The organism is Kurthia senegalensis, assembly GCF_000285595.1.
Lineage (GTDB): Bacteria > Bacillota > Bacilli > Bacillales_A > Planococcaceae > Kurthia > Kurthia senegalensis.
Genome location: NZ_HE611064.1, coordinates 687,230 through 713,814, shown reverse-complemented (window position 1 = coordinate 713,814; position 26,585 = coordinate 687,230). Strand labels below are relative to the sequence as shown.

Sequence of the window (26,585 nt, the reverse complement as noted above, 5' to 3'; positions counted from 1 at the left end):
TTTAATTATTTACGTAAATACTAGTATCAAATTAAAAGGGGATGTTTCCATGCAAGATGAACGTAAACGTATTTTAGCTTTAGTCGAGAAAGGTGTTATTTCTGCAACAGAAGCGCTTGATTTACTTGAGAAAATTGATGCAGAAAAGCAAGGAACAGCACAACCTAAACAACCTTTTACAACAACTGAAAAGCCTCATACAGAACAAACGTCAAAACATGAGGAAGCGCCATTTTCTTTTGAAGAGGAAAAATCAGAAAAGCAAAAAACAGATAAGACAGACGAAGAATTTATCGATGAATTGAAAAAAGATTTTACACAGTTTAGCTCTAAATTCATGGACATGTTTACGACGGCAGTAACGAAAGTACGCGAATTTGATTTTACAGGTGAAAAACGCCAATTCACGAAACGTTATGAATTAGGAAATGATGCGATTCAAAATGTAAGCGTTAAAGTACCGAATGGTTCATTTGAAATTGTTGAATCGTCGAGCGGTGAAGCGTACGCGGAAGTAGAAGTCGTGCCGACATTGCTCGTTCGTTCGGAAGATGTGGAATCGGACTTTGAAGGATTATTTACGGCTGAAAACGATTACGGCACAGTACGTCTTACGAATCATAGTCGTACGTATCGTACGAATGTGACGCTATTCTTACCGAAAAAAGTGTATCAACATATGACGGTCGATTTATCGAACGGTCATTTCGTCGTGAAGCATTTTGTTTTTGACGAAATCAAAGTAGCTTCATTGAATGGTAAAGTGAAAATCGTCGAAACGACAGCTCGCAAAATGGAGTTAGAAACGTCGAATGGTACGATTGACGTGATCGATAGCGCGGGTAGCGAAGTTGAAGCAGAGTCTACAAACGGTAGCGTGTCAGTGTCTGGTACATTCAAAAAAATAAAAGGTAGCACGGTTAATGGTGCGGTACAATTGAAAACGACGGATTCGAATGCGGAGCTGATGAAAGCTCAAACAGCAGCGGGTTCGATTGACCTTCAACTACCAGAAGCAACGAATTTACACGGTAAATTGAATTCGAATATCGGACAAATTAACGTGCAACTCGAAGATGTAGAACATGTGAAATCTGAAGACCAAATGTTGTCGAAATCAGTTCGTTTTGATAAGAAAGTAAATGAGGAACAACCGTTAGAAGTTAAAGCGGAAACACGTGCCGGCTCAATTGTCGTACGTTACGCATTATAATAAATAGATGAAACGACCTTTTCAGCTTTGCTGGAGAGGTCGTTTTTTTACGTTATGTTTTTCCTATGCGGAGACGATTCGAAAGGTTCTTTTGTGCTATGATACAAAAGAGAGAAAATTATGAAATAAGCGAGGCGACCAGATGATAGAAATGAAAAAAGTCGTCAAAAAATATGCGACAGGAAACGTAGCGCTGAAAGGTGTGAGCGTGAAAATTGAACAAGGTGAGTTCGTTTACGTTGTCGGAGCGAGTGGCGCAGGGAAATCAACATTTATTAAATTGTTATATCGCGAAGAAAGAGCGTCGAGCGGTGCGATTTTTTTAGACGGTGTAGACATCGTGAAGTTACCATCGCGTAAAGTACCGTATTTGCGTCGCCAAATGGGTGTCGTTTTTCAAGACTTTAAATTATTACCGGCGAAAACGGTGTATGAAAATATTGCGTACGCATTAGAAGTTATTGAAGCGGATACGGCTTACATTAAAAAAAGAGTACATACGGTTTTAAAACTAGTCGGCCTTCTAGAAAAGGCGAAGCAATTTCCGGGAGAGTTATCAGGGGGCGAGCAACAGCGAGTGTCGATTGCACGCGCATTCGTGAATAAACCGAGAATTATTATTGCGGATGAACCGACAGGGAATTTGGATCCAGATACGACGATGAGCATTATGCGTCTTTTCGAAAAAATTCATGCTGAAGGAACGACGGTCATTATGGCAACGCACAACCGAGACGTCGTCGACCGTTTGCCACATCGCGTCATTCGATTTGCAGACGGGAAAATTGTACACGATGCACTGCGAGGTGGTTACAGTGAGTAGTAAACGATTTGGACGTCATGTACGAGATAGCTTCCAGTCGCTTTTACGTAACCGATGGATGGCATTTGCTTCGATTGGAGCGGTGACCGTAACATTAATACTCGTCGGTGTATTTTTATCACTGTTAGTAAACGTCAATAAAGTGGCGACTGATTTTGAAAACAACGTGGAAATAAAAGTGCTAATTAGTAATGAAGTAGCCGAGAGTAAAGCAATTGAAATGCAACAAAGCATTTTGAAATTACGCCATGTAGATACGGTGCGCTACGTAACGAAGGAAGAAGAAATGAAAGAAATCGTCACGGATTTTGGGAGTGACTTAAGCTTATTTGATCAAGAGAATCCGCTGCAAAATGTTATTTATGTCAAAGCGGAAATACCTTCTGAAACAGCATCGGTCGCACAGCAAATTCAAACGATTCAAGGGGTGGATCGCGTTCTTTACGGTAAAGGGCAAATTGATCAAGTATTCGAATTTGTGCGCATTGCGCGCCTTATCGGTTCCCTCTTTATCGTCGGTCTCGTCTGTATGGCGTTGTTCCTCATTTCGAATACGATTAAAGTGACGATTACGGCAAGACGTCATGAAATTGAAATTATGAAGCTCGTTGGAGCGACGAATCATTACGTGCGTATGCCATTTATGATAGAAGGTGCATTGCTCGGGATTTTCGGTGCGATTATTCCGATGATTGTAATGACTTGGGGCTATACACAATTGTATGAACAGTTAATGATAAGTTTGCGTGGACAAGGGTTTACATTATTAGAACCGAATGCATTTTTATGGAAACTCAATACGATGTTACTCATTATGAGTATGTTCATTGGATTGCTTGGAAGTGGCTTATCCGCTCATAAATTTGTGCGGGTGAAATAAAAGATTGGGGCGGCGGAATGTTGCCTCAATCTTTTTTTGTGTCATTTGAAATGTGTACGACGGATGGTCGCACATTCTAGTGCGTTTTGATACAATGGAAATAGTCAAACATTTACAAATGAAGTTGAGGTGAATCGTATTGGATATCGTCATAGAAATAGGAAAAGGTTTTGGACGTTTGTTTATGAATCCCTTATTATACATAGCGATTATTTGTTGCTTGGCCATTGGACATCGTCGCGTTCAAAATGAACGAAAATGGTTCAATCGCCAAATTCATTGGGGAATGTATGAAACGGTATTTTTATTAAAACAAGGGTGGCGGATGGCGTTAATCTTCACGATCATATCGCTGCTTCTCGGGTTCGTATTACCACCCGTTTATTTAGTACTCGTCGCAATCATTATGATAATTGGTTTAGTAAGTTTTTATTATCATTTAGCCTCGGCAGTTTATGGCTTCGGCTTTGCCTTCGTCATTTTATGGTTTACGTACGTATACGACGGTTCTTGGACATTAGGACCGTGGCAAGTGGATGCTTTATCGATGCATCAGCATTTATTTATGACCGTTCCTTTTTTATTAGCGATCGTGTTAATCATCGAAGGGCAGCTTATTAAAAAATATGCTGCATGGAATGCATCACCACGCTATCAAAAAACAGATCGTGGATTAAAAGCGGTCACTTATTTAGCGAAGCGTATTTGGATTTTACCAGTCTTCTTTTTAATTCCAGGATCGGTTATTCCCGATGCACTGCCGTTTTGGCCACGCTTTAACATCGGAAGCGAAACGTTTAGTCTCGTATTATTCCCAGTCGTTTTTGGATTCCAACAACGGGCAAGAAAAGAATTACCAGCAACATTTTATCCGAAGTTTGGGGCGACTGTACAATTGTTAGGTGCACTCGTTTTCATCGAGGCACTGATCGCGATTTTCATTCCAATCGTCGGACTTGCTGCTGTCGTTCTTGCAGTGATCGGACGTATGCTCATTTCCATTTTGTATAGTATTTCGGAAAGAAAAGGTGCTTTTGCGGTAACACCGAATAAAAAAGGTGTTGTCGTTGTTGCCGTTCTACCGGGATCTCCTGCAGAAGCAATGGGTATTCAAAAAGGGGAAGTGATTCGCCGCGTGAATGGTATTCCAATTCATTCAGAAGATGAATTGTATGAAGCACTCCAAATTAATGCGGCACATTGTCGTATCGAAGTACTTGATACGAATGATGAAGTTCGAATTCGTCAACATGTCGTGTTCCGCGATGACCATTTCCGAATCGGTTTAATCGTCTTAAAATAATAGATGTTTCGAAGCCACTTCGTTTCTCCTCGGATGAAACGAGGTGGTTTTTTACGAAATCGTGAATACTTTCGAACAATTCATACGTAAAAAGGAACTTTTTTCTAAAGTTGCCGTATTATAATAAGGAATAGAACGTTTCGAAAAGGGAGGAATGAATATGCCAGACTGGCTTACGGTGGAAAATTTTCAAGCCGTCGCACAACAACATCAAGTGATTGGCATGCTTTTAGGGTTTCTACTACCTTATTTAGAAGCATTCCTTCCGGTATTACCTCTTGCGGCATTTGTCGTTGCGAACGCATCTGCGTATGGTTTATGGATGGGTTTTGTATTATCTTGGGCAGGTTCTGTACTAGGGGCCTTTTCTGTATTCTTAATCGTAAGACGTTTTGGTCATGCGAAAGTATTCCGTTTTATTACGGAACGTAAAGCAGTCGTTAAACTGATTGCTTGGGTCGAGTATCATGGCTTTACACCACTTTTCGTTTTACTTTGCTTCCCATTTACACCAACATCGATTGTGAATGTCGTAGCAGGCTTATCTAGATTGAAAAAGAAACATTATTTCTTTACGATTATGTTCGCAAAAGTGATTCAACTTTTCGCGATTAGCTGGATTGGCTCGGACTTGCATGCGCTCATTACACAACCACAGCGTACGATCATCGTCGTGCTCATTATCGCTATTTTATGGGGCGGTGGAAAGTATGCAGAGAAGCGTATGAATGCGAAAATGGCAAAAGAATTAAATGAAAAAGAACAACACGAAAAATAATGTAAACGTGCCGGTCATAAAAGACGGCACGTTTTTTATTCGAACATTTGTTCTTATTTGTAGGAGGATAATAGAAAAAAAGGTATACTACATATAGAAGCAAAACAAAGGAGGAATTCAAGTGGCATTACGAGTAGTAAAGGGGCGTGCGGGCGTTGGGAAGACGACGTTTATCGAACGTGAAGTGATGCAAATGGTAAACGAGCAACCGCTCGGAGCACCGATTTTTTTAATCGTGCCAGATCAAATGTCGTTCTCAAGTGAAAAAGATTTGACGATGATGGCGGGAGAAGGGCGAGGTACGATTCGCGTACAAGTAACTTCTTTTAAACGTTTAGCGTGGCGTGTGTTGCAAGAAGCGGGCGGCATTAGTCGTCAAGAGTTGAACGGTTTCGGTTATCGCATGATGCTAAAAAGTGTGTTGCAAGAACAACGTGACCATTTAAAACTATTTGCGAAAGCTTCGGATAAGCGAGGATTCACAGAAGAAGTCGAACAGCTATTAAAAGAATTTAATCGCTATAGTTTAACGGGTGAAAAAATGGATGACGTTCAGCAACAATTTGCGACGTTAGAAGCACCGCAAACGCTGCAAGATAAATTACATGACTTGCGTCTTATTCAACGTGCAGTAGAAGAAAAACTCGGCACGTCATACGTCGATAGTGATGGGTACTTGCCTTTATTGCAACAAAAACTCGTGGATTCACGCATGATGCAAGAAGCCATTATTTATATTGATGGATTTATGTCTTTCCCGACGCGTGAATTCCAACTCGTTTTGGAACTCATTGCGACAGCGAAAGATGTCACAATCGCTTTACCGTACGAAGATGAGTACGATGCGGATGACGAGCAGTCGCTCTTTTACGAAGGTGCAACGACAGCACGTCGTTTGAAAGAAGCGTCGTTATCAAATGGGATTGAAGTAAAGGAAGATGTGCATTTAAACATGGCACATCGTTACAAAAACGATACGTTGCGTCACGTAGAACGCCAATTTGGTCAATATAGTGTGACACCATTTGAAAAAGCGGACCACGTAGAAATGGTCGCAGCTGTTAGTCCACATGCGGAAATTCATGAGGTGGCACGTCAAATACGTAAGCTTTCGCAAAATGATGTCGCTTTCAATGAAATGGCGGTCATTTATCGACAAGAAGACGTATACGATCCGCTCATTCGAACAATTTTCCCGGAATACGATATTCCATATTTCATTAGTCAGAAAAAGCCGATGTTGCATCATCCGTTAATTGAATTTAGCCGCTCGATTTTAGAAGCAATCGAAAGTGATTGGAAGTATGAGCCGATTTTCCGTGCTGTGAAGACAGATTTATTTTTCCCATTACATGCCGATATGAAAATTTGGCGTGAGCGTGCCGATCGCATGGAAAACTTCGTCATAGCACAAGGAATATACGGGGACCGTTGGCAAGACGAACATCGCTGGTTGTACAAAAAATATCGTGGACTAGAATTTTTCACGACGAAACAAACGGATGAAGAACGTGCGTGGCAAGAAGAAATCGAAGCGGTTCGTCTATTAGTTCGTGAGCCACTTCAACGTTTAGAGCAACAATTAAAAAAAGCGACGCATGGACGTCATTTCGCTGAGATTTTGTATACATTCGTTGAAGAGCAAAACGTCTATGGCAAGTTGCAAGAGCTAAAAGATTATGAAAATGATAAAGGGAAATTGTTAAGTGCGACAGAGCATGAGCAAGCATGGCAAGAATGGGTTCGTGTCTTAGATCAATTCGTCGAAATGTTCGGTGATGAAGCGATGGATATGCCGACGTTTTATAGCTTAATGGATGAAGGCTTCGACACGCTTGAATTTTCACGTATTCCACCTTCAATCGACGAAGTAAAAGTCGAAAAGGCAGACTTGGCACGTTTAATGCACGTGAAGAGCGTCTTCATTATCGGTATGAACGAAGGGATTTATCCGCAACGTATGGATCGTGAAGGCTTAATCGGGGACAATGACCGTGAATGGTTTGAAAAGACAGGGAACGATATTGCACCGACGTCACAAGAGCGTTTACTTGGAGAAAATTTCATTGCATACCGCACGTTTACGACAGCGTCTGACTTTATTTTTATTAGTTATGCGATGGCAGATGTAGACGGGAAAGCAATGCTGCCTTCTATGTATGTAAAAAACATTCAAGATATGTTACCAAACGTACTGACACGATTCATTTACATGCAGCCAGAGGAATCTCTTGATACGGATGATGATTGGCATTATATTTCACATCCGCGAACGTCTCTCGGCTATTTAATGGGGCAATTACGCCGTCAGTATTATGATGAAAAACCACTGTCAGAAACGTGGGCATCGTTGAAATATTACTATGAGCATGATTTTTATTGGTCAGACGTATTAAAACGATTGATGAAGCCACTCGTTACGCACAATAAAGCGGAAAATTTAACGCCAGAGCATACGCAAGCGTTGTACGGAACGGACATTATTTCAAGCGTATCGCGTATTGAAAAATATTATAGTTGCCCATTCTCCCATTTTACGACGTACGGATTGCAACTTGAAGAAAGAAAAGAATATCGTTTGGAAACGCCGACAATCGGTGACTTATTCCATGCGGCTTTAAAATACATTTCAGAAAAAACGACAGCTGAAGGGAAGTCTTGGGGACAGTTGAGCGAGCAAGAATGTCGACAGCTTTCAAAAGAAGCTGTCGAAGTGATCGTACCTGTTTTATATCATAAAATTTTATTAAGTACGGCACGTTACCGCTACATTATGCGGAAGTTGACACAAGTCGTGGAGCGTACGATGTTGTCATTATCAAATCATGCACGCGTAACCGGCTTTAAACCGATTGCGATTGAAGCGTCATTCGGACCAGGGCGTCACGATATTTTACCCCCACTCATCATTCCTTTAGATGAACAGCATCGTTTGAAAATGCGTGGTCGAATTGACCGAATCGATGCGACAGAAGTGAACGATCAGCCGTATTTACGTATTATTGATTACAAATCATCGACGAAAAAATTAGATTTGAACGATGTTTATTATGGCTTATCGTTACAAATGTTGACGTATTTAGACGTTGCCGTTACGAATTCAAAAGAATGGTTGCCTGTTCACGCTGAAGCAGGGGGTGTTCTTTACGTCCACGTTCACAATCCGATGTTGAAACCGGAAAAAGCATTGGCAGCGACAGACTATGAATCAGAAGTTGTGAAAAATTATAAGATGACCGGTTTACTGTTAGATGATGCCGGTGTCATCGTTGACATGGACCAAACGTTAGAAGAAAAAGCAGGGCATTCTTCGATCGTACCAGCATATGTGAAAAAGGACGGAACGGTATCAGAAAGTATGAGTGCCGTCATTAATCAACAAGATATGACCGAGTTACAAAAATTTGTCCGTCATAAACATAAAGTGGCAGGGCAAGGAATTTTACGAGGGGATACGTCGATTAGCCCGTACCGTATGAAGCAAAAAACGGCTTGTGAATATTGCCCACACAAATCGGTATGCCAATTTGATGTGAACGACGCACGTCAACAATACCGTACGTTACCAGTTGAGAAACCAGATGTCGTAATCGAAAAAATTCGTCAGGAGGCTGCATTAGATGACAATCATACCAACTAAACCAACGGACGTAACATGGACAGATGCTCAGTGGAAAGCAATTTGGGCAAAAGGACAAGATACGCTCGTATCCGCAGCAGCAGGCTCCGGAAAGACAGCCGTACTTATTGAACGGTTAATTCAAAAAGTGCTAGATGAAAGTGAACCGATGAATGTCGATGAGCTACTCGTCGTGACGTTCACGAATGCGTCTGCCGCTGAAATGCGTCAACGGATGGCGGTGGCACTTGAAAAAGCATTAAAACAAAATCCAACGTCACAACATTTGCGAAAACAATTAACGCTCGTGAATAAAGCACAAATTTCCACGTTGCATTCATTTTGTTTAAACATCGTTCGTCAATATGCGTACATGCTCGATATTGATCCGGGTTTCCGTATTGCGAATGAAAATGAAGCGACACTGTTAAAAGACGATACGATGGCAGAAGTGTTAGAAGAGGCGTATAGCGTAAAAGACCCTACAGCAATGTATCGCCTCGTAGACGCGTTTACGTCGGATCGAAATGACCAAGACATAGAAGTGTTGATCCAGCGCTTGTATGAAATGGCCCGTGTAAATCCGGAGCCGATGAAATGGCTCGATGCACTTCCTACAATGTATGACGTATCAAATGTGACGTCAATTGATGAATTACCTTTTGCGGCATCTATTCGCCAATCGGTCATGCATAGCATTGAAGAAGCGATTGGCATGATTTTAGAAATGCGTAATTTGGCTTTAATGCCAGACGGCCCCGATGCATACGGTGAAACGGCTGAAATGGATTTAATCGTCTTACATGAAGCGAAAGCGTATGTGGAAAATCGTAGCTGGGAAGAAACGTTTGAATTTTTAAATGGCTTCAAATTTGGTAAGTTAAAATCGCAAAAAAAAGGTACGTGTGATGAGCAATTAATGGAGCAAGCGAAGAAAAAACGAAACAGTGCTAAAAAAGTCGTGGAAGATGCGACGAAGCAATTTTTCGGACGTACACCCGCTCATTTATTACAAGAGATGCAACAAATGCATCCGCTTATTCAGACGCTCGTCGATTTAACGAAAGCTTATTCAAAAGCATATAGCCGTGCGAAAATGGAAAAAGGCATCGTCGATTTCTCGGATCTAGAGCATTTTGCTTTAGCAATTTTAACAGAGGATCAAGACGGTCAACTCGTGCCGACAGACGTTGCAAAAGGCTATCAACAACAATTTAAAGAAGTGCTTGTCGATGAATACCAAGATACGAACCGCTTGCAAGAAACAATTTTACTATTCGTGAAAAAAGGAACTGCAGAAAATGGCAATTTATTCATGGTTGGGGATGTGAAGCAATCGATTTATGGCTTCCGTCTTGCAGAACCAGGTTTATTTTTAGCGAAGTATCAAGCGTTTAGCGAAAGCGGCGAGCAAAATGGGATGAAGATTGATTTAAATGCGAATTTCCGAAGCCGGAAAGAAGTATTGAACGGAACAAACTATATTTTTAATCAAATTATGAGCGAAGAAGTCGGAGAAATTGATTACGATGAAGCGGCTGCATTGAAACCGAGTGCGCCTTATCCAGAAGTCGATTTGCCGATTACGGTCGCAGCACTTCATTCGCCTGACGAAGAAGAAGCAGAAAACGAAGCACTTGAAGAACAACAAGAAATGAAAAAATCGCAGTTAGAAGCACGTTACATTATTCGAGAAATTCAAAAGCTAGTAAATACAGGTGCACAAGTGTACGATGCGTATGAAAAAGATGCGGCTGGAAATCCGAGAAAACGCGATTTAGAATACCGAGACATCGTTATTTTAATGCGTTCGATGACGTGGTCAAATGATTTCGTGGAAGAGTTTAAAGCGGCCGGCATTCCGTTATATGCAGAGCTATCATCAGGCTATTTCGAACAACTTGAAGTAATGATTATGATGAATACGTTACGCGTTATCGACAATCCGTACCAAGATATTCCGATGGCATCTGTATTACGTTCGCCATTCGTCGGCATGACGGAAAATGATTTGGCAGCAATTCGTTTATCGGAACCGAAAGCACCATTTTATGATGCATTGAAAACATTCGTAGCGAAGGAACGTCACGGCTTGCGCGCTGAAACAGCAGAGAAGTTACAACGCTTCTTACTGCAATTCGATGATTGGCGTGATTTAGCACGTCGAGGGTCGCTCGCAGACCTCGTATGGCAAGTGTATATGGATACGAACTATTATGAAATGGCAGGAGCGATGTCGAACGGGAAACAGCGCCAAGCGAATTTACGCGCGCTTTATGACCGTGCCGTATCGTATGAAAAAACGTCATTCCGTGGCTTGTTCCGCTTTTTACGTTTCGTTGACCGCATTCGTTTACGCGGGGAAGATTTAGGAACAGCGAAAGCGATTAGCCAATCTGAAAATGTCGTTCGTCTTATGACGATTCACGCATCGAAAGGGTTGGAATTCCCGTACGTATTCGTGGCAGGACTCGGTCGTCCATTTAATAAAATGGATTTTCACTTACCGTATTTATTTGACCAGCAGTACGGACTAGCAGTGAAGATGATTGATCCAGAGAAACGTTTGCAATATACGTCGCTTCCGTTCCTCGCTGTCAAAGAGAAAAAAATGTTAGAAATGAAAGCTGAAGAAATGCGCGTATTGTACGTAGCGATGACACGTCCGAAAGAGAAGTTGTATTTAGTCGGAACGATAAAAGATTGGGAGAAAACGGCAGAGACATGGCAAGAGATGCTGCAATTATCGCTTGATGAACCGTTGCCACCGTATGTTCGTCGTTCGGCAAATAGTTATTTCGATTGGATTGGACCAGCCGTAGCGCGTCATAAAGATTATCAGCACCAATTCGATTTACCGATGGCGGCACGACAAGATGAGCCGTCCCGTTTTGATGTGCAAGTCGTTGATACGACGAGCTTGCAACAACTAGCGCTGAATGAAAACGAAGAAGCGGTTAAAGAAGCAACGTATGACCCGAAATTACTAAAAGAAATTCAGCAACGTTTTAATACGCCATACGCTCATCACGGACGCTTGTTTAAACGTTCTAAAGTGTCTGTTAGTGAACTGAAACGTTTGAGTCATTTAGAAGCACAAGAGTTACCGGAGATTTTTGAGCAACAACGTTCAAGTGAACAAAAAATTGCGACGAGACCACGTTTTATGCAAGAGAAAAAAATGTCTGCGGCAGAAGCGGGGACAGCGATGCATACGGTTATGCAACATATTCCGCAACAAGGTTTTGATTCCGTTGCCGACGTCGAAGCATTTGTGATGCACTTAGTTTCTAGTGAATTGCTAACGCCATCTGAAGCGAAAACGATTTTCTACAAAAATGTTTTGGCATTCTTTGACTCGGAAGTAGGGCGACAATTCAAAGCGGCGAAACAATTGTATCGTGAATTGCCATTTACGTATCGAAAAGCAGATGCGCAAGGCGACGATCAAATCGTACAAGGGATTATCGACTGCTTACTTGAAACGGAAGATGGGCAATGGATTTTACTCGATTATAAAACCGATTATTTACGTGTTGCAGAAGATCCAGAATCGGTACTTCGTAATCGTTACAACGTTCAACTGAATTTATATACGGAAGCAATCGAACAAATTACGCGTCAAAAAATTACGCATCAAGTTATTTATTCGTTCGATTTGGCAAAAAGTATCATAATATAGTAAATAAATAAATTTTTATTCTAAATTTACAGAAAATTTATGGGCAAATTGAGGAAATTATTTGAAAAATGATGTATGATGTAAAAAAAGAAGGAGTGCAACTATTCATGAAAATTTTATCATTTCGTTATAACGATGTCGTAAGTTTCGGTCCAAAAGTTAAAAAAGAGGAAGCTGTTTGGGACGTGCTTGCGATTCAAGAACAACTACAAGTATTACCGTCATTTGCAAAAACAATCGTTGAAGGAATGACTTACGGTTTCGAATTTGTTGAAGCTGCACGTAAATTAGTTGCTGCTGCTGAACAATCAGAAAACCCAGCTGCTTTTAAACGCAGCTTTACAGAAATTGAATGGTTAGCACCGATTCCACGTACGACAAAAAACATCATTTGTGTCGGCAAAAACTATAGCGATCACGTTGCGGAAATGGGTGGCGATGCACCGGAAGATATCGTTGTCTTTACGAAAGCACCGACAGCGATTGCAGCAGATGAAGAAACATTATCTGTCCACGCAGACGTAACAGATTCATTTGACTATGAAGGTGAATTAGCGATTGTGATCGGTAAAAAAGGTAAAAATATTCCGAAAGCATTAGCATATGATTACGTCTTCGGTTACACGATTGCGAACGATTTAACGGCACGTAATTTACAAGACAAACATCGTCAATATTTCTTAGGAAAATCATTAGATGGTTCTTGCCCAATGGGTCCATATTTAGTAACGAAAGATGAAATTCCAGATCCACAAAAATTAACGATCGTAACGAAAGTGAACGATGAAATTCGCCAAAGCGGTACGACTGCTCAAATGACGCACTCAGTCGTTGATTTGATTGTTGAAATTTCTAGCCTCGTAACGTTAGAACCGGGGGACGTTATTTTAACAGGAACACCAGCTGGCGTAGGGAAGGCAATGACACCACCTACATTTTTAAAAGCAGGTGATACAGTTAAAGTATCGATCGAAGGCATCGGTACACTCGTGAACCGCTTCGAGTAATATTTGTCCAAATTATTGCAAGACCCCCGTTGCTCCGAGGAGTAACGGGGGTCTTTAAGTTGTTTAGTTTCTACTAGTTTGATAGGATAAATACAGTAACAATTTATTTTTGAGGGGGACATCACCAATGATGGACGCATTATCAACAGGTACGCACTTGCACATTACAGCATGGGCAGTAGGGGTTATTTTATTTTTCGTAGCTTATTTCATGAGCCCAGCTACAAAGGGACGTAAAATTGTACATATGATTTTACGCGTATTCTATTTAATTATTATCTTCTCTGGTCTGTTATTATTCTTAAATGGTCATAGCATCGATGATATGTTGTACGGTATTAAATTCTTAATGGGTGTCGTAACAATCGCAATGATGGAAATGGCATTAGTGAAAAGTCAAAAAGGTAAAAACGCTAAAGGCTTCTTCATCGGTTTCCTTATCGCTTTCGTTATTACATTCTTATTAGGTAGCTACTTACCAATGGGCGTTCTTACTTTCTTAAGATAAGAACGGTATAAGTAGGCGTGATTAGACGAGCCACGAAATGAAAAAAGAGGCTGGGACAAAAAACTAGCCAAATAGAAAGGGGCGTCATGATGTTGAAATCATGACGCCCCTTTTTTCATATGCGTACGCGTATTGTTTTTCATTTTGGCGACGCTTTTCGCTCGTGCGGTTACCTAGAAAAGTCGAGTCCAAACTATCAATGAATAATAAAAATGACGCTGCCGATCGACAGCGTCATTTTTATGTACGTTATGAGACAGTATGTCCCAGTTTTTTTTATGATTAATCTTCGTAACGTTTATTTTCGAAGAAGACAGCAATAACGCCAGGGCCTGTATGACAAGCAATCGTAGAGCCGACGATTTCGATTTGAACGGCTTTCGGTTGGAAAGCTTCGACAATCATACGTTTCATTTCATTCGCTGCATCAATGTCGTCACCGTGAGAAATACCAATTACTTGGTTCGATAAATCTTCACCACGTTCAGCCATGACTTCGATAATCCGTTTGAACACTTTTTTGCGTCCACGTAATTTTTCGATTGGGACGAGTTTACCATCTTCCATATGCATAAGTGGTTTAATGTTTAAAAGACCACCGATGAAGGCAGCACCTTTTGAAACGCGGCCACCTTTTGCTAAAAAGTCTAAGTTTTCAACTGTGAATAAATGTTCGGCATGTTCTGCACGGAATTTCGTCCGTTTTACGACTTCATCAAATGTGTACTTTTCATCGCGTAAACGAACGGCTTCTTCTACGACTAACCCTTCGCCAAGTGAAGCACATTTCGTATCGATAATTTCAAGTTGTAGTTCAGGATAATCTTCTTTTACTTGTTCACGCATCATAACAGCTGTTGAGTACGTACCGGATAAATTAGAAGAGAAGGCGATGTATAACCCTTGTTCACCTGATTTTGCAAGTTCTGTGAACGCTTCAATAAACGCTTCAGGGGAAACTTGAGATGTTTTTGGGAATACGTCGTTACGAATGTTGTTGTAAATTTCGATTGGTTCAATTCCAACAACGTCGTCAAAGTTTTCTCCGTTAATTTCGACGCGTAAAGGGAATAAATGCACGTCATGTTCTTCGTAATATGCTTTTGATAAATCAGAAGCACTGTCTGCAAAAATTTTCATTTGTGTAGCCTCCTATAAATTCAAATGTAAACGATCCATTAAAAGAGTGGCGATGCCATCTTTATTATTGCTCGTTGTCATGTCATTTGCGATGTTTTTTAATGGGGAAATGGCATTGCCCATAGCGACACCAATTCCTGCATAATCAATCATTTCTAAATCGTTGTTTTCGTCACCGAAAGCAATGATCCGTTCACGTGGAATGTCTAAATGTTTCACGACATAAGAAAGCCCTTTTGCTTTATGAATGCCATGATGCACCATCTCGATAATATGCCATGGGTTCCCCCAGCATTCCATTTGGACTACCTATGTTAAAAATATCGAGTAACGATTCGTCATATTGTTGAATATAAACATCGTCTTTTACTTCAGCGAGTACGTTGCGTAAATCGTACGGCGCAAGAGATTGGACGATGTCGTGTACGGTATCTAGTTGGATTGTCGTATGTTGTGGTTGAAAAGAAGATTTCCTTGGGTCATGTACGAAAGCACCGTTGAAATTAACAATCGGCGTCGTCAATTGAAGCTCTTCATAATAAGGGTGACTGGCACGAAATGGTCGTCCTGTCGCAATCATTACTTGATGTCCTTGTCGTTTCGCTTCAAATAAAACACGTTTTGTATAAGGTGAAATCTCTTTTGTGTCGGTTAATAGAGTACCATCTAAATCTAACACAATCAAATGAGGGTCAATCGTATGGCCCCCTTTCTGTCATAATGCTCCATCCTCAGTTTACCTTTTTTTAAATACGTACGTCAAAACTTTGTCATGAATTTCCGTTTTTGTTACGATAGAGAAAGATAGGAGTGAGTAATGATATGAAAGTAGTGAACGAAACATGGGGAGATATTCCTTTATTACACGTCTTTGATGAGGAAAAAGCGACACCGGATACACCGATTGTGTTATTTATTCACGGATTTGAAAGTGCGAAGGAACATAATTTACATTATGCGTACAACCTCGTACAACAAGGAGTTCGCGTCTTATTACCAGATGCGATGCTTCATGGAGAACGCGGTCAAAATTTAAGCGTTGTTGAATTAAGCGCACGTTTTTGGGAAGTCGTGTTAACGAACATTCAAGAAGTGAAAAAAATATATGAAGCGCTAAGTGAGCGCGGATTCACCGGTCGCTTTGGCTTAGCTGGTACATCAATGGGCGGCATTACGACACTCGGTTGTTTGAAAGTGTACGATTTTATCGAAACAGCAGCAGTATATATGGGTACGCCTTCTTACATACGATTAGCAGAAGGCCAACTTGCACAAATGAAAGAACAAGGATTCGATGTACCGCTGTCTGATGAGGACCAACAAAAGTTAATGGCCACGTTACGTTATTTTGACCTAAGCGAAGAACCGGAAAAGCTAAATCTTCGTCCGGTTTATTTCTGGCATGGCAAATTGGATAAAACCGTCCCATTTGGATTGACGTATCCAGTGTATGAACAAAAAATTAAACCGTTATATGCAGACGTTCCAGAACGTTTACAATTTGATGTTGCGAAACATGATGGACATAAGGTCAACCGTGCAGGTATGCTTGCTGGAACCGCATGGCTTGCAGACCATTTGCGTTAATTGTATGATAAGAGTAACTACTATAAAGAGAGGAGAAACTTCTCATGGCAATTGATACAGATATGAAAGATAGTATTTTAGGCGCTTTAGAAAACGTTATTGATCCAGAGTTAGGAATTGATATTGTTAACTTAGGTCTTGTATATGAAATAGATATGAACGATGAAGGTGTGGCAATGATTACAATGACACTAACATCTATGGGTTGTCCATTAGGCCCAGTCATCGTCGATCAAATTCGTACAGCGTTATTTGATCTTCCGGAAGTGAAGGACGTAGATGTTAACATCGTATGGAATCCACCTTGGTCTAAAGATCATATGACACGTTATGCAAAAATGGCTTTAGGCGTACGCTAAAAATAAAAAGAGAACTGTCCTACAAGTATACTGTTTGTAGGACAGTTTTCTTTTTTTATAAATCAAATTATAATGAAAGAAAATGATGCAAACAAAGGGGGAACGAGGATGAAATATCCAATCGTTCAAGCACCAATGGCTGGTGGAAATGCGACACCCGCACTTGTACATGCAGTCGGACAAGCTGGGGGGCTTGGCTTTTTAGCAGGGGGATACAAAGAGAAAGCGACATTACGTGAAGAAATCTATTCGGTTCGAGCGCTCGGTACACAACAATTTGGCGTGAACTTATTCGTCCCGAATGAACCGAATGAAATGACGCCAACTATTGCAGCGTATTGCAATCGGATGCGACGTGAAAGTGATTTAATTAATGCGCCCCTCGGGAAGTATGCGTATTCGGAAGACCGATGGCAAGAAAAAGTAGAGCTCGTCATTCAAGAGAAAGTACCATTCGTGAGTTTTACGTTTAATGCGCCGAGTCAGGCAGTCGTCCGTCGAATGAAAGCAGCGGGAATTCAAACGATTTTAACCGTTACTTCTATAGAAGAAGCACAAATAGCAAAAGATTTAGGTATGGATGCCGTATGCGCACAAGGCACGGAAGCGGGTGGACATCGCGCTTCTTTTAATGATGAAAATCCACGCCAAGGACTACCACTCATTCCGCTCGTCAAATGTATTCGTGCGCATATAGACATACCGATTATTGCGGCGGGTGGTATTATGAATGGACGCCATATTCAAAAAGTGTTACGCGCAGGTGCAAAAGCTGTACAACTCGGAACGGCTTTCCTTTGTTGCCCGGAAAGTGGTACGACGCCATTACATATTCACTCTTTATTGAATGGCACGATGAAAGAAACGACATTTACACGTGCGTATACGGGAAGGTATGCGAGAGGGTTACGAAATGATTTTATGGACCGGTATTATGTGGCGCCAAAAGCGTATCCAGAAATGCATTACGTCACATCTGCTTTTCGTAAACGTGCGAATGCACTCGGTCGTGCAGACTTAGCGGCGATGTGGGCAGGGGAGAACTTTAGGCAAATACGTGTAATGCCGGCAGCGAAGCTTATGAGGCATCTCGTAGAAGAAGCGGGATTACAAGAACAAACATCATTTTACTTAAACGATGAATCAGAGCTACTATAAAGCTCTGATTTTTTTGCGAAAATAAAATAAAAAAGGGTCTGACACATTCCTGATACATTCGACTCCTATACTAACAAATGTAAACAACAGCACATACGAAATGAGCTCAAATGTGTTTCATTTTTTTAATTATAAGAGGAACGAATATGAACTTTTTAAAACGTGCTTTTCATAGTACGAAAGCGAAAAAAGGAAGAACGTTATTATTAACGTTTGTGTTCTCAGCAATTTTAGTTTTTATTCTAGCTGGGTTAACGATTCAAAGTGCTTCATTAACAGCAGCGTGTCGCGATTGTACGAGCGATGTGCTGTGATGCCAAACTAGTTGTCGCCGATGAACCTACAGGTAATCTAGATGAACATAACTCAAAAGAAATGATTAAATTATTTGCAGAGTTAGCACATGAGCAAGGGAAATGTGTCATCGTCATTACACATGAACGTGACATTGCGAATGAATGTGATATCGTGCTAGAATTACGCCGAAAGAAATTTAATAAAATTAAATAAGTAACGATAGATTGTATTCGAGCAGTACACGGTGGAACGTGGCTGCATTAAAAAAACTAGTTAAACAGAAAGAGTCGTCATGAGGAACTGACCCACGAAAATGAGACAGTGAAAAAGACACTTCTTTTAAGCCAAATGTGACGGACGCTTTTTTCCTAGGAGCCGCCGTCAAATTTTTATTAAACCATCTTTTTTCGGTATTGTACTGGAGAAAGATGGTTTTACTTTGCCAAAATCCGAGTATTAGTAAAGTAGTTGATGTATGCTTGAACGGTTTGAACGACAATGTCATTTGTTATTCTCAAAAGTTATTCAAAATCAAACGTTTCACACGTTAGGCATGGCATGGAACGTTTCAATTAATTTTTCTTCAAACGTTCCTTTTCCGATCCGATCTTGTTTACCGATTAGTTGTTGTAAACGACGCAACTCCCAGTTTTCATACGACTTCACCCATTGATAAATTTGGCTGTCATTCTTACTTCCGCATACGTTCATCATTTCATCTTCATCACTTTCCTTTTTGTTTCGTATGAATATTTTTTTTCATCAAAAAACACTTCCAAAGATTTGATCCCTTTGAAAGTGTCTTTTCCTTTTTATGTTATCTTAGATTTTTAGGTCAGTTTCTGATTGTAAAATTATGGCGGCTCTTTTTTAATAAGGAATCTGTTTCTGTTGCATCCATTGCTTTTTTTATTCGAGTATAGGGTAAAGAAATAGATAGATAAATAAAAATAAAAAAGAAGGAAACTTTTCGTTGCCAAATTATGTAGAATAAAGCATAAAACAAAAAGGTCAAAAATGGTCAAACAAATCATTTGAATTTTAAAAAACAGCGGATTATAATGAAGTTAATCAAAAGGTCAAAGATAGTCAAACTAAGTTTGATCATTATATTCCGACAAAGGAGTTGGACATACATGCAAATGAAAATGAATAACGAACAAGAACAAAATCCGTTAGAAACATACGGTCGAAATTTAAATGAAATGGTGAAAGACGGTAAGATGGATCCCGTCATTGGACGAGATGAAGAAATTCGTAATGTCATCCGTATTCTTTCACGTAAAACGAAAAATAATCCCGTGTTAATTGGAGAACCAGGTGTTGGTAAAACAGCCATCGTGGAAGGGTTAGCACAACGAATCGTTAAAGGTGACGTACCAGAAGGATTGAAAGATCATGAAATTTATGAGTTAGATATGAGCGCTTTAATTGCAGGAGCAAGTTATCGTGGTCAATTTGAAGAACGTTTACAAGGTGTATTGAAACAAGTAAAAGAAGCAGATGGACGCATTATTTTATTCATCGATGAAATTCATACGATTGTTGGTGCTGGTAAAACAGAAGGTTCGATGGATGCAGGGAATATGTTGAAACCGATGCTTGCACGCGGCGAACTTCATTGTATCGGTGCGACAACATTGGACGAATACCGTATGAATATTGAAAAAGACCCTGCGCTCGAACGTCGCTTCCAACAAGTACTCGTACGTGAACCATCTGTGGAAGATACGATTTCGATTTTACGTGGATTGAAAGAACGTTTTGAATTGCATCATGCAGTGAAAATTCATGACCGTGCGATCGTTGCAGCTGCAGAATTATCTAATCGTTATTTAACCGAACGATTTTTACCAGACAAAGCAATCGATTTAATTGACGAAGCATGTGCAATGATTCGTACTGAAATTGATTCGATGCCACAAGAGTTGGACGAGGTGACACGTCGCCAAATGCAACTTGAAATCGAAGAACAAGCGTTGAAAAAAGAAAAAGACCCTGCTTCTCAAAAACGCTTAGCGAATTTACGTGAAGAATTGGAAACGTTAAAACAATCTTCTTCAACGATGAAATCACAATGGAATGAAGAAAAAAATGCATTACACGACATTCAAGCGAAACGTGAAGTGTTAGATCGTAAACGTAATGAGTTAGAAAAAGCAGAATCTGAATACGATTTAAATAAAGCAGCCGTACTTCGTCACGGAGAAATTCCACAATTGCAAAAAGAATTAGAAGACTTAGAGAAAAACTTAGCGAATTCAAGTGATACCCGCTTATTACGTGAAGATGTTACGTCTGACGAAATCGCAACGATTGTTTCACGTTGGACAGGTGTTCCTGTAACGAAAATGTTGCAAAGTGAACGTGAAAAATTACTCGGCTTAGCAGACACATTGCACAAACGCGTCGTCGGACAAAACGATGCAGTGAAACTCGTGACAGAAGCTGTATGGCGTGCACGAGCAGGTATTCAAGATCCGAATAAACCGATTGGTTCTTTCCTTTTCTTAGGACCAACAGGTGTCGGTAAAACAGAATTAGCGAAAGCATTAGCAGAACAATTATTCGACTCAGAAGATCATTTCGTACGAATTGATATGAGTGAATACATGGAAAAACATACAGTGTCTCGCTTAGTCGGAGCGCCTCCAGGTTATATTGGTTACGAAGAAGGTGGTCAATTAACGGAGCAAATTCGTCGGAATCCGTATGCGGTCGTCTTGCTTGATGAAATTGAAAAAGCACATCCAGACGTGGCGAATATTCTTCTTCAAATTTTAGATGATGGACGTATTACAGACGGACAAGGTCGTACGATTAACTTTACGAATACAGTCGTCATTATGACGTCAAATTTAGGCTCACATTATTTATTAGAAATGAACGAAGAAAATGAACATGCGACAGAAGATTTAGTAATGGCTGAGTTGAAACAACATTTCAAACCAGAATTATTAAATCGTTTAGACGATATCGTCATGTTCCATTCGTTAAACGATGCTCATTTCATGAAGATTGCAGAAAAATATTTAGCATCGTTACAAAAACGTTTAGCAGCACAAGAAATTACGTTAACGATTGAGGAAGATGTGTTAAGTTGGATTGCGAAAGAAGGCGTAGACCCTGCTTTCGGTGCACGTCCATTACGCCGCTTTATTCAACGTCATATTGAAACAGTCGTTGCACGTGAATTGTTAAAAGGTGAGGCGTTACCAGGCGCTACGATGACCGTTTATATGGACGGGGACGTAGCAAATGTACGTGTGGAAAACCCGATAGAAGCATAAAGTAAATGAAAAAAGAGGTTGGAACGCAATGTTCCAACCTCTTTTTTATGAACGAATTATTCTTCGTGACCGATTGCTTTTGGAGATTTGCTAGGAATTACAGCATCAATAATGATCAGTAATACAGCAAATACCAATGAAAGAATCAAGCCTTGTGTCCAGTCAGGTTTTCCGTTATTGATTGCACTAACTACGTAGTTCAATACACTAACTAAAATAATTGACCAGATGAATAGGAAAATGTATTTCATGATTTGTTTTCACCTCGAAGTTACTATTCTATCTTATCAATGATACCATAATTTTTATCTGCAATGAACTACTAGTTTTGAACAAATTGAGGTCATTTTTGTAAATCAGCGGACGCGTATTGCATTTTTAAAAAATATTATTTATAATTAGTACCAAGTGCTAATAATTGATTATAAAAGGTGGTTACATTTATGAATGTAGGGTTTATCGGCGTTGGACGTTACGTACCCGAACGTGTCGTAACAAACTTTGATTTAGAAAAAACTTTAGATACGAATGATGAATGGATTCGTACTCGTACGGGAATCGAACAACGTCACATTGCGGATGACGATGTAGATACATCGCATATGGCATACGGTGCAGCGAAACAAGCAATTGAAAATGCAGGGATTACACCTGATCAAATCGATTTGATTTTAGTTGCGACTGTGACGCCAGACCGTCCATTCCCATCTGTTGCTTGCATGTTGCAAGATCAATTAGGGGCAGAGAATGCAGCAGCGATGGATATTTCCGCTGCATGTGCAGGATTTATGTACGGAGTTGTGACAGCGCAACAATATATTAAAGCCGAAACGTACAAACATGTACTCGTAATCGGTGTTGAAAAACTTTCGAAAATTACAGATTGGTCAGACCGTAATACGGCTGTACTATTCGGTGATGGAGCTTGTGCAGCAGTCGTTGCACCTGTAAGTGAAGGTCGCGGTATTTTATCTTTTGACCTTGGTGCGAAAGGTGCAGGCGGCAAATACTTATATGAAAATGAAGCCAAACATATCGTTATGAATGGACGCGAAGTGTTTAAATTTGCTGTACGTCAAATGGGCGAATCTGCATTGACAGTCGTAGAAAAAGCCGGACTTGAAAAAGAACAAGTAGATTTACTTATTCCGCATCAAGCGAATATTCGTATTATGGATGCCTCTCGACAACGCTTAGGCTTACCGGAAGAAAAAATGTCTTCAGTTATTGCTAAATACGGTAATACGTCTGCGGCATCTATTGGAAATGCACTCGTAGAAGAATTAGAAAACGGTAAAATTAAAGACGATGATGTACTCGTACTCGTTGGATTCGGTGGCGGCTTAACATGGGGCGCAATCGCATTACGTTGGGGCAAATAATTTGAAAGTAGGGAAGGACATGACAAAGAAACGTGTTGTAATTACAGGAATTGGAGCGGTAACACCGCTTGCGAATACAGCGGAAGAAAGCTGGCAAAAAGCATTAGCAGGACAATCAGGTATTGGTCCACTAACTCGTATTGATAAGGAACGTTTCAATGCAAAAGTAGCTGCGGAAGTAAAAGATTTTGATATCGAACAATACATCTCTAAAAAAGATGCACGTAAAATGGACCGCTTTACACATTATGCGATTGCAGCATCCAAAATGGCAATGGACGACTCGAAACTTGAAATTACAGACGAGAATGCAGGCGATATCGGCGTATGGTTAGGTTCTGGTATTGGTGGTATGGAAACGTTTGAAAACCAATATCGTAACTTACTTGAAAAAGGGCCTCGTCGTGTAAGTCCTTTCTTCGTACCGATGATGATTCCGGATATGGCAGCAGGTCAAGTATCGATTTTCTTAGGTGCTAAAGGGATTAACTCTTGTACGGTAACGGCTTGTGCAACAGGTACAAATTCAATCGGTGATGCATTCAAAGTGATTGAACGTGGCGATGCAGTTGCGATGATTACAGGTGGTGCAGAAGCGCCAATTACAGAACTTGCAGTAGCTGGTTTCTGTTCAAATACGGCTTTATCTACGAATGATGATCCGGCGACTGCAAGTCGTCCATTCGATAAAAATCGTGACGGTTTCGTTATCGGTGAAGGTGCTGGGGTTGTCGTATTAGAAGAATTAGAACATGCGATTGCACGTGGCGCAAACATTTATGCAGAAGTCGTTGGGTACGGTGCATCAGGTGATGCGTACCATATTACAGCACCTGCACAAGATGGTAGCGGGGCAGCTCGTTCTATGCAACAAGCGATTGCTGATGCAGACATCGAGCCTTCAGCGATTGACTACATTAATGCACACGGTACGAGTACGTATTATAACGATATGCTTGAAACGTTAGCGATTCACAATGTATTCGGCGATCACGCTGCAAAATTAGCAGTTAGCTCAACAAAATCAATGACAGGTCATATGCTTGGTGCTGCAGGTGGGATTGAAGCGATTTTCTCTGCACTTGCTTTACAACAAAACATCGTACCCCCAACAATGAATTTACACGAACAAGCGGAAGAATGTGATTTAGATTACGTTCCGAACGAAGCGCGTAAAATGACTGTAAACTATGCTCTTAGTAACTCATTCGGTTTCGGTGGTCATAATGCAACACTCGTATTCAAAAAATACGAAGCGTAAAATCTGATAGTAAATAAAAAAGGCAGCGCTCTGTAAAACAGCGTTGCCTTTTTGTGTTGCTATCTAATAGAAGAAAAAAAGAGTAGTACCTGATTTTCAGGAACTACTCTTTTTATACTAGTGCATATCGGAACGTTAAAAATAATTAAGAGCGTTTGCCACGACCTAGACCCATAGCATCTTCCATACGTTGGATTGTCGCATTCGCAATGGCATTTGCTTTGGCGGCACCTTCGTCTAAAATACGGTCTAATTCGTCAGATTCAATTAATTCGTTGTAACGTGCTTGAATTGGTTTTAAATGTTCGATGACAACAGCTGCAACGCCGGCTTTAAAGTCGCCGTATCCTTTGCCGTCATATTTTGCTACGACTTCTTCTGTCGTTTTATTTGACAATGCTGCTTCGATGTCGATTAAGTTGGAAACACCTGGTTTGTTTTCTTTATCGTAGCGTACGATTCCTTCTGAATCAGTTACAGCAGATTTGATTTTTTTCTCGATTTGTTTCGGTGTATCTAACAAGCGGATTGTCGCTTTTGCATTGGCATCAGATTTAGACATTTTTTTCGTTGGATCTTGTAATGACTTAATACGACGACCTGCTTTAGACAATGCAATATCTGGAATTTTGAACGTTTTTTTGTAACGTTTGTTGAAACGTTCTGCAAGGTCACGTGTTAATTCGATATGTTGTTTTTGGTCATCACCGACTGGCACGATATCTGTGTTGTATAAAAGAATATCGCCAGCCATTAGTGGTGGGTACGTTAATAGAGCAGCAAGAACGGTTTCGTTCGTACCAGCTGCTTTTGCTGATTTATCTTTAAATTGTGTCATGCGTTCTAGTTCACCGATTGATGAAACGCATTGTAACATCCAGCCAGCTTGTGCGTGTGCAGGTACTTCTGATTGGATAAATAAAATAGATTTTTCTGGATCGATTCCGACTGCAATATACATAGCAGCTAAGCTACGAATGTTTGAACGAAGCTCTTTCGGATCTTGTTGGATGGTAATTGCATGTTGGTCGACGATGCAATAAATCGCATCTCCTTGGTCTTGTAACTCAGGGAATTGTTTGATTGCCCCGATATAGTTACCTAATGTAATAACACCTGTTGGTTGTACACCTGAAAAAATACGTTTTGCCATGTTCTTTTCCTCCTCAAATAAAAAACACCATGCTCCCTAAAAAATAGGGACGAATGATGTTTAAAATCCGCGGTACCACCCAAGCTTGTCGATTACTCGACCACTCACCCTCTTAACGCGAGGTACGAACTTAGGTACTGAAAAATTTCACTAAGTTGACTCGGAAGTCCATTCTATAAAGGCTACGTTCTGTTTTCACCAACCACAGACTCTCTTTACATAGAAACTTTATATACTACTCTTCGTCTTCATCTTTAATCATATGGCATGTTTTGCATGCACTAATTGATAACAGTATAATACAGACCATTTAAAAAAACAACTTCCGTATTTTGACCGATTCCATTTAAATACATGTTCTGTATGATAAAAGATGTATATTAGAATGATGCAGTAAAGCTAGTCAAAAAAAGCCTTATTTTTTCATTAGAGGCTATCTAATTGAGAATGACGAATATTAAAAAATAGGTTTAATGTCATAGTGAAAGGGGAACAGTTTATGTGTAGCCAACAAAGTGGCGAAGATTAAGAACCCATTCATTAAATACTCGACTAATATAGAAGAAAATAAAAATATTTTCATTATCCTATATTCAAAGTAAATAAGTTGTTGTATAATGACGTTAGACCTCTTAATTAGAGTTATTCTAATTTTATAATACGGTTACACATTTTGAAAGGATGTGTTTGAAGATGATGGTAACATTATTTACATCACCAAGTTGTACTTCTTGTCGTAAAGCAAAAGCCTGGTTAGAAGAGCATGAAATTCCATATACAGAACGCAATATTTTTGCAGAACCTCTTAGCATTAGTGAAATTAAAGAAATTTTACGCATGACGGAAGATGGTACCGACGAAATTATTTCAACACGTTCAAAAATTTTCCAAAAACTAAATGTTGATTTAGAAACATTACCTTTAAATCAATTGTATGAATTAATTCAAGAAAATCCAGGACTATTACGTCGTCCGATTATTTTAGATGAAAAACGTTTACAAGTAGGATACAACGAAGACGAAATTCGTCGCTTCTTACCACGTAAAGTACGTGCCTATCAATTACAAGAAGCACAAAAAATGGTGAATTAAAGCCTATTCAAAAGCAATGCGAGCCGATTAAGCTTCGTGTTGCTTTTTTTATT

At 40.1% G+C, this 26,585-nt stretch carries 21 protein-coding genes, 2 pseudogenes and 1 other annotated feature; of the genes and pseudogenes, 18 read left to right on the top strand and 5 right to left on the bottom strand.

Translation table 11 applies throughout. The annotated features are described in order from the left end of the window. The first annotated feature begins 49 nt into the window (after positions 1 to 49). From KSHG_RS03880 to KSHG_RS03840, 9 genes are all read left to right on the top strand, one after another. Positions 50 to 1,213 carry a DUF4097 family beta strand repeat-containing protein gene (locus KSHG_RS03880; RefSeq protein WP_010302115.1) on the top strand — a complete coding sequence of 388 codons (1,164 nt, stop codon included), beginning with the start codon at positions 50 to 52 and terminating at the stop codon, positions 1,211 to 1,213. A 142-nt stretch (positions 1,214 to 1,355) separates the two neighbouring features. Further along, complete coding sequence (gene ftsE, locus KSHG_RS03875; RefSeq protein WP_010302111.1) at positions 1,356 to 2,036, top strand: cell division ATP-binding protein FtsE; 681 nt, start codon at positions 1,356 to 1,358, stop codon at positions 2,034 to 2,036. Continuing rightward, positions 2,029 to 2,916: a permease-like cell division protein FtsX gene (gene ftsX / locus KSHG_RS03870; RefSeq protein WP_010302110.1), complete on the top strand. Its 888-nt coding sequence runs from the start codon at positions 2,029 to 2,031 to the stop codon at positions 2,914 to 2,916. The genes ftsE and ftsX overlap by 8 nt, the downstream gene beginning before the upstream one ends. Positions 2,917 to 3,100: 184 nt before the next feature. Beyond that, a complete protein-coding gene (locus tag KSHG_RS03865) occupies positions 3,101 to 4,219 on the top strand; it encodes a PDZ domain-containing protein (protein WP_235728336.1) in 1,119 nt (372 codons plus the stop codon). Between the two features lie 160 nt (positions 4,220 to 4,379). Then, positions 4,380 to 4,997, top strand: a complete 618-nt coding sequence (locus tag KSHG_RS03860) for a TVP38/TMEM64 family protein (RefSeq protein ID WP_010302102.1) — start codon at positions 4,380 to 4,382, stop codon at positions 4,995 to 4,997. Between the two features lie 121 nt (positions 4,998 to 5,118). Next, a complete protein-coding gene (addB, locus tag KSHG_RS03855) occupies positions 5,119 to 8,637 on the top strand; it encodes a helicase-exonuclease AddAB subunit AddB (RefSeq protein WP_010302099.1) in 3,519 nt (1,172 codons plus the stop codon). Beyond that, entirely contained in the window at positions 8,618 to 12,298 is a 3,681-nt protein-coding gene (gene addA / locus KSHG_RS03850) for a helicase-exonuclease AddAB subunit AddA (protein ID WP_010302095.1), read from the top strand. The genes addB and addA overlap by 20 nt, the downstream gene beginning before the upstream one ends. Positions 12,299 to 12,405: 107 nt before the next feature. Then, positions 12,406 to 13,305: a fumarylacetoacetate hydrolase family protein gene (locus tag KSHG_RS03845; RefSeq protein ID WP_026022498.1), complete on the top strand. Its 900-nt coding sequence runs from the start codon at positions 12,406 to 12,408 to the stop codon at positions 13,303 to 13,305. A 127-nt stretch (positions 13,306 to 13,432) separates the two neighbouring features. After that, positions 13,433 to 13,813 (top strand): YisL family protein, encoded by a 381-nt coding sequence (locus KSHG_RS03840; protein ID WP_010302084.1) that lies wholly within the window; start codon positions 13,433 to 13,435, stop codon positions 13,811 to 13,813. Between the two features lie 282 nt (positions 13,814 to 14,095). Here KSHG_RS03840 and KSHG_RS03835 read toward each other — a convergent pair whose 3' ends face one another. Both KSHG_RS03835 and KSHG_RS16070 read right to left on the bottom strand, forming a co-directional pair. Continuing rightward, positions 14,096 to 14,953, bottom strand: coding sequence for a DegV family protein (locus KSHG_RS03835; protein ID WP_010302082.1), 858 nt, complete (start codon positions 14,951 to 14,953; stop codon positions 14,096 to 14,098). 12 nt (positions 14,954 to 14,965) lie between these two features. Further along, positions 14,966 to 15,650: pseudogene (locus tag KSHG_RS16070) on the bottom strand (Cof-type HAD-IIB family hydrolase). Between the two features lie 125 nt (positions 15,651 to 15,775). On the opposite strand from KSHG_RS16070, the gene KSHG_RS03825 reads away from it, so the two are divergent. From KSHG_RS03825 to KSHG_RS03805, 5 genes and pseudogenes are all read left to right on the top strand, one after another. Beyond that, positions 15,776 to 16,540: an alpha/beta hydrolase family protein gene (locus KSHG_RS03825; protein WP_010302073.1), complete on the top strand. Its 765-nt coding sequence runs from the start codon at positions 15,776 to 15,778 to the stop codon at positions 16,538 to 16,540. A 50-nt stretch (positions 16,541 to 16,590) separates the two neighbouring features. After that, positions 16,591 to 16,899: a metal-sulfur cluster assembly factor gene (locus tag KSHG_RS03820; protein ID WP_026022497.1), complete on the top strand. Its 309-nt coding sequence runs from the start codon at positions 16,591 to 16,593 to the stop codon at positions 16,897 to 16,899. Between the two features lie 108 nt (positions 16,900 to 17,007). Further along, positions 17,008 to 18,057 carry an NAD(P)H-dependent flavin oxidoreductase gene (locus KSHG_RS03815; protein ID WP_010302066.1) on the top strand — a complete coding sequence of 350 codons (1,050 nt, stop codon included), beginning with the start codon at positions 17,008 to 17,010 and terminating at the stop codon, positions 18,055 to 18,057. Between the two features lie 146 nt (positions 18,058 to 18,203). Continuing rightward, positions 18,204 to 18,329 (top strand): annotated as a pseudogene (locus tag KSHG_RS17930) (hypothetical protein); the annotation flags it as partial. A gap of 31 nt (positions 18,330 to 18,360) precedes the next feature. Next, positions 18,361 to 18,567 (top strand): P-loop NTPase family protein, encoded by a 207-nt coding sequence (locus KSHG_RS03805; RefSeq protein ID WP_010302061.1) that lies wholly within the window; start codon positions 18,361 to 18,363, stop codon positions 18,565 to 18,567. A 327-nt stretch (positions 18,568 to 18,894) separates the two neighbouring features. Here KSHG_RS03805 and KSHG_RS17925 read toward each other — a convergent pair whose 3' ends face one another. Further along, positions 18,895 to 19,068 carry a transposase gene (locus KSHG_RS17925; RefSeq protein WP_162829250.1) on the bottom strand — a complete coding sequence of 58 codons (174 nt, stop codon included), beginning with the start codon at positions 19,066 to 19,068 and terminating at the stop codon, positions 18,895 to 18,897. Positions 19,069 to 19,490: 422 nt separating this feature from the next. Here KSHG_RS17925 and KSHG_RS16065 point away from each other — a divergent pair, with 422 nt between their 5' ends. Then, positions 19,491 to 21,644: an ATP-dependent Clp protease ATP-binding subunit gene (locus KSHG_RS16065; RefSeq protein WP_010302059.1), complete on the top strand. Its 2,154-nt coding sequence runs from the start codon at positions 19,491 to 19,493 to the stop codon at positions 21,642 to 21,644. A gap of 56 nt (positions 21,645 to 21,700) precedes the next feature. Here the strand turns inward: KSHG_RS16065 and KSHG_RS03790 are convergent, their stop codons facing one another. Next, on the bottom strand, positions 21,701 to 21,895 hold the full coding sequence (locus KSHG_RS03790; protein WP_010302056.1) for a YjzD family protein: 195 nt from the start codon (positions 21,893 to 21,895) through the stop codon (positions 21,701 to 21,703). Between the two features lie 192 nt (positions 21,896 to 22,087). Between KSHG_RS03790 and KSHG_RS03785 the strand changes: the two genes are divergently transcribed. Next, entirely contained in the window at positions 22,088 to 23,026 is a 939-nt protein-coding gene (locus KSHG_RS03785) for a beta-ketoacyl-ACP synthase III (RefSeq protein WP_010302053.1), read from the top strand. A gap of 19 nt (positions 23,027 to 23,045) precedes the next feature. Next, positions 23,046 to 24,287 carry a beta-ketoacyl-ACP synthase II gene (fabF, locus tag KSHG_RS03780; RefSeq protein ID WP_010302050.1) on the top strand — a complete coding sequence of 414 codons (1,242 nt, stop codon included), beginning with the start codon at positions 23,046 to 23,048 and terminating at the stop codon, positions 24,285 to 24,287. A gap of 145 nt (positions 24,288 to 24,432) precedes the next feature. Here fabF and trpS read toward each other — a convergent pair whose 3' ends face one another. Further along, positions 24,433 to 25,440, bottom strand: coding sequence for a tryptophan--tRNA ligase (gene trpS / locus KSHG_RS03775; protein ID WP_010302048.1), 1,008 nt, complete (start codon positions 25,438 to 25,440; stop codon positions 24,433 to 24,435). A gap of 42 nt (positions 25,441 to 25,482) precedes the next feature. Further along, positions 25,483 to 25,698, bottom strand: a binding site (T-box leader). Positions 25,699 to 26,136: 438 nt separating this feature from the next. Between trpS and spxA the strand changes: the two genes are divergently transcribed. Next, entirely contained in the window at positions 26,137 to 26,532 is a 396-nt protein-coding gene (gene spxA / locus KSHG_RS03770) for a transcriptional regulator SpxA (RefSeq protein WP_010302045.1), read from the top strand. Positions 26,533 to 26,585: the final 53 nt, after the last annotated feature.